7 protein-coding genes are annotated in these 10,290 nt (G+C 72.6%); 4 read left to right on the top strand and 3 right to left on the bottom strand.

What is annotated here, in order from left to right; translation table 11 throughout:
- Together EF918_RS11180 and EF918_RS11175 are read left to right on the top strand one after the other, a co-directional pair.
- Positions 1-1,912: AAA family ATPase (locus EF918_RS11180; RefSeq protein WP_260610066.1), on the top strand; the 1,912-nt coding region annotated here is incomplete at its 5' end.
- Between the two features lie 195 nt (positions 1,913-2,107).
- Positions 2,108-3,535: a sugar porter family MFS transporter gene (locus EF918_RS11175; RefSeq protein WP_125644327.1), complete on the top strand. Its 1,428-nt coding sequence runs from the start codon at positions 2,108-2,110 to the stop codon at positions 3,533-3,535.
- Positions 3,536-3,580: 45 nt separating this feature from the next.
- Here EF918_RS11175 and EF918_RS11170 read toward each other — a convergent pair whose 3' ends face one another.
- Together EF918_RS11170 and EF918_RS11165 are read right to left on the bottom strand one after the other, a co-directional pair.
- Positions 3,581-4,567, bottom strand: a complete 987-nt coding sequence (locus tag EF918_RS11170; protein ID WP_125644325.1) for an LLM class flavin-dependent oxidoreductase — start codon at positions 4,565-4,567, stop codon at positions 3,581-3,583.
- 58 nt (positions 4,568-4,625) lie between these two features.
- Entirely contained in the window at positions 4,626-6,116 is a 1,491-nt protein-coding gene (locus EF918_RS11165; protein ID WP_260610064.1) for a cytosine permease, read from the bottom strand.
- Between the two features lie 192 nt (positions 6,117-6,308).
- Here EF918_RS11165 and ftsY point away from each other — a divergent pair, with 192 nt between their 5' ends.
- Positions 6,309-7,526, top strand: a complete 1,218-nt coding sequence (gene ftsY, locus EF918_RS11160; RefSeq protein ID WP_125644323.1) for a signal recognition particle-docking protein FtsY — start codon at positions 6,309-6,311, stop codon at positions 7,524-7,526.
- A gap of 143 nt (positions 7,527-7,669) precedes the next feature.
- On the opposite strand, the gene EF918_RS11155 is transcribed toward ftsY, so the two are convergent.
- Positions 7,670-8,347 carry a bifunctional DNA primase/polymerase gene (locus EF918_RS11155; RefSeq protein ID WP_125644321.1) on the bottom strand — a complete coding sequence of 226 codons (678 nt, stop codon included), beginning with the start codon at positions 8,345-8,347 and terminating at the stop codon, positions 7,670-7,672.
- Between the two features lie 271 nt (positions 8,348-8,618).
- Here EF918_RS11155 and EF918_RS11150 point away from each other — a divergent pair, with 271 nt between their 5' ends.
- Positions 8,619-10,208, top strand: coding sequence for a hypothetical protein (locus EF918_RS11150; RefSeq protein ID WP_260610063.1), 1,590 nt, complete (start codon positions 8,619-8,621; stop codon positions 10,206-10,208).
- Positions 10,209-10,290 lie beyond the last annotated feature (82 nt).

Raw genomic sequence — 10,290 nt, 5'->3', positions numbered from 1 at the left:
CCCCGCGGCCCCCGGCCAGGCCCCGGTCCCCGCGCAGGGGCAGGGGTTCTCCCGTGAGGGGGCTTCGTACCGTGCGGGTGGTGGCGGCGGTTCCGGTGTGCGGGTGGAGACCGGGGTCGCGGCCTTGGAGCTCGTGGAGGCCGACGGTGGGGTGCGGGAGGCGCTCGGGCGGGTGCTGCGGGACTTCGTCGTCGTCGGGTCGCTGGAGCAGGCCGAGGCGCTGGTGGCCGAGCGCAGCGACCTGGTGGCCGTGACTGCCGACGGGGACGTCGTCGGCGCGCACCTGGCGCACGGCGGGTCCGCCGGGGCGCCCAGCCTGCTGGAGGTGCAGGCCGCCGTGGACGAGGCGGCCCGCGAGCTCGCCGAGCTGGAGCTGCGCTGCGCCGAGCTGGCCGACGTACGGGCCGCCGCCGAGGCACGGCGGCGGGACTGCGTCACCCGGGTGGAGGAACGGGCCGAACGGCTTCGCGCCGCCGAGAAGGCCCGGACCGGAGTGGCCCAGCAGCTGGGCCGGCTCGCCGGCCAGGCCAAGGGCGCGGCCGGTGAGGCGGAACGGTCCGCCACCGCCGCGGCCAAGGCCCAGGACGCCCTGGACCAGGCCCTCGCCGAGGTCGAGGAGTGCGCCGAGCGGCTCGCCGCGGCCGAGGAGGTGCCGGTCGACGAGGAGCCGGACGGCGCCGTCCGCGACCGGCTCGCCGCCGACGGCGCCAACGCCCGGCAGACCGAGATGGAGGCCCGCCTCCAGCTGCGCACCCACGAGGAGCGCGTCAAGGCACTGGCGGGCCGCGCCGACTCCCTGGACCGCGGCGCCCGCGCCGAACGCGAGGCCCGCGCCCGCGCCGAACGCCGCCGCGCCCGGCTGCGCCACGAGGCCGAGGTGGCCCGCGCCGTGGCCGACGGCGCCCGCCAGCTCCTCGCCCACATCGAAGTCTCCGTGCACCGCGCCGAGCAGGAGCGGGCGGCCGCCGAGGCGGCCAAGGCCCACCGCGAGCAGGCCCTCGGCGAGGCCCGCACCCGGGGCCGGGACCTCAAGGGCGAGCTGGACAAGCTCACCGACTCGGTGCACCGCGGCGAGGTCCTCGGCGCGGAGAAGCGGCTGCGGATCGAGGCCCTGGAGGCCCGCGCCCTGGAGGAACTGGGCATCGAGCCCGCCGGCCTGGTCGCCGAGTACGGCCCCGACCAGCCGGTCCCGCCGTCCCTGCCCGCCGAGGGCGAGGACCTCCCCGAGGACCCCGAGCACCCCCGCAACCGCCCGGGCCCGTTCGTCCGGGCGCAGCAGGAGAAGCGGCTGAAGGCCGCCGAACGCGCCTACCAGCAGCTCGGCAAGGTGAATCCGCTGGCCCTGGAGGAGTTCGCGGCCCTGGAGGAGCGGCACAAGTTCCTCAGCGAGCAGCTGGAGGACCTCCGGAAGACCCGGGCCGACCTCCTTCAGGTCGTGAAGGAGGTCGACCAGCGGGTCGAGCAGGTGTTCACCGAGGCGTACCGGGACACGGCCCGTGAGTTCGAGGGCGTGTTCTCCCGGCTGTTCCCGGGCGGCGAGGGCCGTCTCGTCCTCACCGATCCCGACAACATGCTCGCCACCGGCGTGGATGTCGAGGCCCGCCCGCCGGGCAAGAAGGTCAAGCGGCTGTCCCTGCTCTCCGGCGGCGAACGCTCCCTGACCGCCGTGGCCCTGCTGGTCTCCATCTTCAAGGCCCGGCCCAGCCCGTTCTACGTGATGGACGAGGTCGAGGCCGCCCTCGACGACACCAACCTCCAGCGGCTGATCCGCATCATGCAGGAGCTCCAGGAGGCCTCGCAGCTGATCGTCATCACGCACCAGAAGCGCACGATGGAGGTCGCCGACGCCCTCTACGGCGTCTCCATGCAGGGCGACGGTGTCTCCAAGGTGATCAGCCAGCGGCTGCGGTGACGGCCCCGTCACACCCCCGTCCGGCCTCTGTCACTTCAAGAAGTGAAGAAAACGAGCCATCAAACAACTTCTTCCAGGGTATTGACTTCATAAAATGAACGAATAGGCTCGCTCCGCTGTCTCCCGGCCTCGGGTGGTGCCCGATCATGAGTTGTGCACCACTGGGAGGACGGACGAACCCCCACGGAGCAGACCTTGACCAGCGCAGCGAAGTCGTCGCCCAATGGCGGACCGGCACCTCAGCCCGACCACCTCGGGCACGTCATCTTCATCACCGCGGCGGCGGCGATGGGAGGCTTCCTCTTCGGCTACGACAGTTCCGTGATCAACGGAGCGGTCGTGGCGATCAAGGATCGCTTCGACGTCGGCCCCGAGGTCCTCGCCCAGGTGATCGCGGCCGCCCTCATCGGCTGCGCGCTCGGCGCGGCCACGGCGGGCCGGATCGCCGACCGGATCGGCCGGATCCGGTGCATGCAGATCGCCTCCGTGCTCTTCACCGCCAGCGCCCTCGGCTCGGCCCTGCCCTTCGCCCTGTGGGACCTGGCCACCTGGCGCGTGATCGGCGGCTTCGCCATCGGCATGGCCTCCGTCATCGGCCCCGCCTACATCGCCGAGGTCTCCCCGGCCGCCTACCGCGGCCGGCTCGCCTCGTTCCAGCAGGCCGCGATCGTCATCGGCATCGCCGTCTCCCAGCTCGTCAACTGGGGCATCCTGGGCCTCGCCGACGGCGAGCAGCGCGGCGTCATCGGCGGGCTGGAGGCCTGGCAGTGGATGCTCGGCGTGATGGTGGTCCCGGCCGTCCTCTACGGCCTGCTGTCCTTCGTCATCCCCGAGTCCCCGCGCTTCCTGATCTCCGTCGGCCGCACCGAGCAGGCCAAGAAGGTGCTCTCCGAGGTCGAGGGCTCCCAGGTCGACCTCGACGCCCGGGCCGCCGAGATCGAGCACGCGATGCGCTCGGAGCACAAGTCCACCTTCCGTGACCTGCTCGGCGGCCGGTTCCTCTTCCTGCCCATCGTCTGGGTCGGCATCGGCCTGTCGGTCTTCCAGCAGCTCGTCGGCATCAACGTGATCTTCTACTACAGCTCCTCGCTGTGGCAGTCCGTCGGCATCGACCCGACCAGCTCCTTCCTGTACTCCTTCACCACCTCGATCATCAACATCATCGGCACCGTGATCGCGATGATCTTCGTGGACCGGATCGGCCGCAGGCCGCTCGCCCTCATCGGCTCCGTCGGCATGGCGATCTCGCTGGGCGTGGCCGCGTGGGCGTTCTCGTACAAGGAGGACATCGGCGGCGACATCTCCATGCCGCACACCCAGGCCACCGTCGCCCTGATCGCCGCGCACTCCTTCGTGCTCTTCTTCGCCCTCTCCTGGGGCGTGGTCGTCTGGGTGCTGCTCGGCGAGATGTTCCCCAACCGCATCCGGGCCGCGGCCCTGGGTGTGGCCGCCGCGGCCCAGTGGGTGGCCAACTGGCTGATCACGGTCACCTTCCCGACCCTGTCCGACTGGGACCTCTCGGGCGCCTACGTGATCTACACCGTCTTCGCCGTGCTCTCGATCCCGTTCGTCCTCAAGTGGGTGCCGGAGACCAAGGGCAAGGCGCTGGAGGAGATGGGGTAACCACCCCCGCCCAGCCCCTCTCCTCGAAGCAGGTGCTGCCCCGGTTCACTGACCGAGCCGGGGCAGCACCTGTTCGCACAGCAGGCGCAGGCTGCGCCACCCCTCCTCCACGGGCATCCCGCCGCACAGCGGGTGCAGCACCAGGTTGCCCGCCTCACCGGCCCCCCGCGCGTACGCCAGCGCCTCCTCGGGCGTGAGCACCCGGTAGACGCCCTCGGCCCGCAGCTCCGCCACCGTCCGGGCCCCCGAGCGCACCGCCGAGCGGATGTCCTTGGACTGCCAGGACGCGTACATCCCCGCCTCGTGCAGGAAGCGCTCCCCGTGCTCGGCCCACACCCGGTCCGGGTCCTCGGCGAGGTGCAGCAGCGGGGTCTCGGCCGCGGGCATCAGGCAGAAGCCCTCCGTGCCGTGCGCCGCGAGCTGCTCCTCGTAGTACGTCCGGAGCTCCGGCAGGTGCGCGCTCGGGAAGAACGGCAGCCCCAGCCGGGCCGCCCGGCGGGCCGCCGCCCGGGAGCTGCCGCCCACCAGCAGCATCGGGTGCGGCCGGGTGAACGGCACCGGGGTCACCTTGACGGTCCGCCCGCGGAACTCGAACGGCTCACCGGTCCACGCCTTCAGCAGCGTCTCCAGCAGCTCGTCCTGGAGCCGGCCGCGCCGGCCCCACTCGACGCCGTGCTGCTCGTACTCCTCGGGGCGGTAGCCGATGCCCGCGACCGTCACCAGGCGGCCGCCGCCCAACAGGTCCAGCACCGCGATGTCCTCCGCCACGCGCAGCGGGTCGTAGAGCGGCCCGATGATCGCCGAGACGGTGACGGCGATGCGCCGGGTCGCACCCAGCACGGCGCCGGCGAAGACGAACGGCGAGGGCAGCCAGTGGTTGTCCGTGCCGTGGTGCTCCTCGGTCTGGACGGTGTCGATGCCGTGCTCGTCGGCGTACACCGCCATCTCCAGCGCGGCCCGGTAGCGGGCGGCGAGGGTCTCGGGGGTGCCGTACGGGTCGACGAGGTTGAACCGGGCCACGGTGATGGGCATGAAGAAGTCCCCCTCCGCCGGGTGTGGGTGGCGGAGGGGGACGTTAGCTGACGTGACGTCAGTTGGACAGGGATCCGGAGAGCTCGCGCCCGTCCGTGTCCTTCGTACCGCCGCTGCCGTCACCGCGGCCTTCGCCGCCGTCACCGTCGCCGTCGGCGGCCGTCGGCGCCGTGCGCGGCAGTACGGCGTACAGCACGGCCGAGGTCAGGATGCCGGCCGCCCAGCCCAGCCCGTTGCGCCCGATCCAGGTCGAGGCCAGCGGCCCCGCGAACCAGTCCACCTTGGTGAACAGCAGGCCCACCACCAGCGCCAGGCCCCACGCGGTCATCGCCTGCCAGGCGTAGCCGCCGCGGTACCAGTAGGCGCTGGTGCGCCCGGTGTCCATCAGGGCCCGGCCGTCGTACGCGGGACGGCGCAGCATGTCCACGCCGAACACCCCGATCCAGGCGGAGAACGCCACCGCCAGCAGCGTCAGGAAGGAGATGAACGAGCCGAAGAAGCTGGTGGCCACCACCATCAGCAGGAACCCGAAGACCAGGCTGATCACGGCGTTGACGCTGACCGCCCAGGCCCGCGGCACCCGGATGCCCAGGGTCTGCGCGGTGAAGCCGGCCGAGTACATGGACATCGAGTTGATCAGCAGCATGCCGACCAGGGCGATCAGCAGGTACGGCACCGCCAGCCAGGTCGGCAGCAGCTCCCCGATGAAGGACACCGGGTCCTGGGCGGAGGCCAGGTCCGGGGTGCCGACCGCCATCACGGCGCCCATCAGCACCAGCGGGATCACCACGACCGCGGCCCCGCCGACGGTGGCGCCCACCATCCCCTTGGCGGAGGCGGTGCGCGGCAGGTACCGGGTGAAGTCGGGGCCGGACGGCACCCAGCTGATGCCGCCGGCGGCGATGGTGCCGATGCCGGCGACCATCATCGCGGTGGAGCCGGCCGGCTTGCCGAAGACGGCCGACCAGTCGGTGGTGGCGACCAGGTAGCCGAGCACCAGCACGCTGAACGCGCCGAACAGGTACGTCGACCAGGTCGAGCAGACCCGCAGGGCGTTGATCCCCAGGCCGGAGACGGCGAAGGTGCAGCCCACGAAGAGCAGCAGGGTGACCACGATCAGCGGGGTACTGCTCCCGATCCCGAACAGCAGGTGCAGCACCGTCAGCACGGCGTAGGCGCCGCTGACCGCGTTGATGGTCTCCCAGCCCCACCGGGCGATCCAGATCAGCGTGCCGGGGAAGAGGTTGCCGCGCTGGCCGAAGACCGCCCGGGACAGGGCCATGCCCGGCGCGCCGCCGCGCTTCCCGGCGATCGAGATCAGGCCGACGATCCCGTACGACAGCACGGGCGCGGCGACGGCGACGACGAGCACCTGCCACAGGTTCAGCCCGTTGGAGATCACCAGGCCCGCGCCCATGGTGAGCAGCAGCACGCTGATGTTGGCGGCGACCCAGGTCGGGACCAGCTCGCGGACGCGGCCGGTGCGCTCGTCGTCGGGGACGGGCTCCAGGCCGCGGGTCTCTATCGCGCCGTCGGGCTCGGCAGGCATGGGTACTCCGTGGTGCGGTGAATGAGGGGAGTTGCCCATCATCGTAGATTTGCCGAGAAAGACACAAACAGAGGCTTACGGCCCGGCCGTACCACCGCACCGCGCCCGCGCACCACCGCACCGCGTCCGTCCCGGGCGTCCGACCAGCAGATACGGAGCGGGGACCGCGGGGTCACGCATACTGGCGGGGTTATGGAATTCCTCATCCTTGCTGTAGTCATCGCCCTGGTCGCGGTCGGTGCCATCAGCGGTCTCGTGGTCAGCAGCCGCAAGAAGAAGCAGCTGCCGCCCGCGCCGCCGCCGAGCACGCCGACCATCACTGCCCCGCCCGCCGAACCGCAGGTGGGGGAGGACGCCGCTCCGACGGTGGAAGAACCGCGCCGGACCATCGAGGAGGTCGTGCTCCCCGAGGCGGAGGCCGCGGCCCCCGAGGCCCCCGTCGTGGTGGAACCCGAGGTTCCGGCCGCTCCCGAGATCGAGGTGCCCGCGCCCACCGCCGGCCGCCTGGTCCGGCTGCGCGCGCGCCTCGCCCGCTCGCAGAACACGCTCGGCAAGGGGCTGCTCACGCTGCTCTCCCGCGAGCACCTCGACGAGGACACCTGGGAGGAGATCGAGGAGACCCTCCTGACCGCCGACGTCGGCGTCAAGCCCACCCAGGAACTGGTCGACCGGCTGCGCGAGCGCGTCAAGGTGCTCGGCACCCGCACCCCCGAGGAGCTGCGCACCCTGCTGCGCGAGGAGCTCCTGACCCTGGTCGGCACCGACTACGACCGCGCGGTCAGGACCGAGTCCGCCACCGACACCCCCGGTGTGGTGATGGTCGTCGGCGTCAACGGCACCGGCAAGACCACCACCACCGGCAAGCTCGCCCGCGTCCTGGTCGCCGACGGCCGCAGCGTGGTCCTCGGCGCCGCCGACACCTTCCGCGCCGCCGCCGCCGACCAGCTCCAGACCTGGGGCGAGCGGGTCGGCGCCCGCACCGTGCGCGGCCCCGAGGGCGGCGACCCCGCGTCCATCGCCTTCGACGCCGTCAAGGAGGGCATCGCCGAGGGCGCGGACGTCGTCCTGATCGACACCGCCGGCCGGCTGCACACCAAGACCGGCCTGATGGACGAGCTCGGCAAGGTCAAGCGCGTCGTGGAGAAGCACGGCCCGCTCGACGAGATCCTGCTGGTCCTCGACGCCACCACCGGCCAGAACGGCCTGATGCAGGCCCGCGTCTTCGCCGAGGTCGTCGACATCACCGGCATCGTGCTCACCAAGCTCGACGGCACCGCCAAGGGCGGCATCGTGGTCGCGGTCCAGCGCGAGCTGGGCGTCCCGGTCAAGCTCGTCGGCCTCGGCGAGGGCCCGGACGACCTGGCCCCCTTCGAGCCGGAGGCGTTCGTCGACGCGCTCATCGGCGACTGACCGGCTACCGGCCGGCGGCCCACGACGAGGGGCCCGGGGACCACGACGGTCCCCGGGCCCCTTCGCGTACGGGCGTACGGGCGCTCCGGGTGCAGGCGTACGGGCGCTCCGCGTACAGGCGTACGGCACCCTTCGCGTACGGCCTAGCGGCCGGAGCGGTGGCAGATGTACGCCAGGGTGCCCAGCAGCAGCCGGGCCTGCGGCGGCCGGGCCGAGTCCAGGGCCGGCGGCCGCAGCCAGCTCACCGGGCCCAGGCCCGCCAGGTCCGAGGGCGGCGCGGTCAGGAACGAGCCCGCGCCCCGGGCGTGCAGGTCCAGCCCGGCGTCGTCCCAGCCCATCCGGTACAGCAGCTGCGGCAGCTCCTGCGCCGCGCCCGGGGCCACGAAGAACTGGGCCCGCCCGGTCGGGGTCGCGGTCACCGGGCCCAGCGGCAGGCCCATCCGCTCCAGCCGGACCAGCGCCCGCCGGCCCGCCTCCGCCGACACCTCGATCACGTCGAAGGTCCGGCCCACCGGCAGCAGCACGGCCGCCCCGGGGAACTCCGACCAGGCCGCCGTGACCTCGTCCAGCGTCGCCCCCGCGGGCACCGTCGCCTCGAAGGCCAGCGGATGCGCGCCCGGCGCCGCGCACTGCGGATCCCCGCAGGAACAGTCCCGGGCCGGTCCCGCCGCACGCGCGCCGGGCACCACGTCCCAGCCCCACAGCCCGGTGTACTCCGCCACCGCCGTGCACTCCGACATCCGGTTGCCGCGCCGCCGGGTGGCGGAACGGAACTCCTTGGTGCTCCGGCCGCCGATGCTGCCGCCGATCGTGAAGCCCATGCCCATGCCCCCTCCAACGGGTCGGACGCGCCGGTGGTTACGTGGCGATCCCGGGGGCCGCCCGGCGCGCTCCTCGCCGCGCACGCCCCGCCGTACACCCGTCCGCCATTTGCTTTCCGCTGTCCTGTGTCAAGTGAATCGCGCCTGGCGGGTGGCGCGTTCATCCGAAGGGGTGGCGAATGGTGGCGATTCCGGGAACGGCCTCGCCGAAGGGGTGATCGTAGGATTACTTTCAGTTGCACGAAACCCGATAGCTTCCGCATCCGTGGGTATGCCGGAGGCAAAGGAAGTGTTCCGGGATGGGGGCGTTCCAGTGAGCGGCAACGGCGCAAGCGGACCGGACGCGGAATCCGCCGACCTCGCCGGGACCGACGACTCCGCCGGGCGGAGCGGTGCGGTGGCGGTGGACGGTCCGCGTCCCAACGAGCAGCTCACCTCCTGGTTCGTGCGCAGCGGCTGGTCCAAGGGCGAACTCGCCCGCCAGGTCAACCGGCGCGCCCGGCAGATGGGCGCGCACCACATCAGCACCGACACCTCCCGGGTGCGCCGCTGGCTCGACGGCGAGCAGCCCCGTGAACCGGTGCCGCGGATCCTGTCCGAGCTGTTCTCCGAACGCTTCGGCGCCGTCGTCGCCGTCGAGCAGCTCGGGCTGCGCACCGCCCACCAGACCCCGTCGGTCTCCGGCGTCGACCTGCCGTGGGCGGGCCCGCAGACCGTGGCGTTACTGAGCGAGTTCTCGCGCAGCGACCTGATGCTGGCCCGCCGCGGGTTCCTCGGGACCTCGCTGGCGCTGTCCGCCGGCCCCGCCCTCATCGAGCCCATGCAGCGCTGGCTCGTCCCGGTGCCGGCCACCGACCCCGTGCCGCGCGACGGGTCCGGGCCGGCGGACCACGGCGGGCGCCCGCCCCGGCTGTCGGAGCCGGAGCTGGACCTGCTGGAGGCCACCACGGTGATGTTCCGCCAGTGGGACGCCCAGTGCGGCGGCGGACTGCGCCGCAAGGCCGTGGTCGGGCAGCTCCACGAGGTCACCGACCTGCTCCAGGAGAACCACCCGGCCCCGGTCATGAAGCGGCTGTTCAAGGTCGCCGCCGAGCTCGCCGAGCTGGCCGGCTGGATGAGCTACGACATCGGCCTGCACCCCACCGCGCAGAAGTACTTCGTCCTCGCCCTGCACGCGGCCAAGGAGGCCGGGGACAAGCCGCTCGGTTCGTACATCCTCTCGAACATGAGCCGCCAGATGATCCACCTGGGCCGCCCCGAGGACGCCCTGGAGCTCGTCCACCTCGCCCAGTACGGCAGCCGCGACTGCGCCGGCCCCCGCACCCAGGCCATGCTGTATGCGATGGAGGCCCGCGCCTACGCCAACATGGGCCAGCCCAGCCGCTGCAAGCGGGCCGTGCGGATGGCCGAGGACACCTTCGGCGACGTGGGCCTGGGAGGGGAGCCCGAGCCCGACTGGATCCGCTTCTTCTCCGAGGCCGAGCTCAACGGCGAGAACTCCCACTCCTTCCGTGACCTGGCCTACGTGGCCGGGCGCAGCCCCATGTACGCCTCCCTCGCCGAGCCCGTCATGGAGCGGGCCGTCGCCCTGTTCGAGAAGGACCAGGAGCACCAGCGCAGCTACGCGCTCAACCTGGTCGGCATGGCCACCGTCCACCTGCTCCAGCGCGAGCCGGAACAGGCCACCGTCCTCATCGACCGCGCCCTCGACGTGGCGCAAAAGGTGCGGTCCGAGCGGGTGAACACCCGGCTGCGCAAGACCGTCGACTCCGCCGCGCGTGAGTACGGCGACGTTGCCGAGGTGGTCCGCCTCACCGATCACCTCGCCGCCCGCCTCCCCGAGTCCGCGGAGGCCGTCTAGGACCCCGGCCGCGGCAGCCGCCCCGTGAACCCCGATCAGGCTCCCCCATGCCAGGTCTCCCGGGCGCTGCCGCGGCCGGACC

Source organism: Streptomyces sp. WAC06614 (genome assembly GCF_003949795.1).
Lineage (GTDB): Bacteria > Actinomycetota > Actinomycetes > Streptomycetales > Streptomycetaceae > Streptomyces.
Note: the sequence above shows the minus strand (reverse complement) of the source record. Positions and strands in the feature narration are given on the sequence as shown.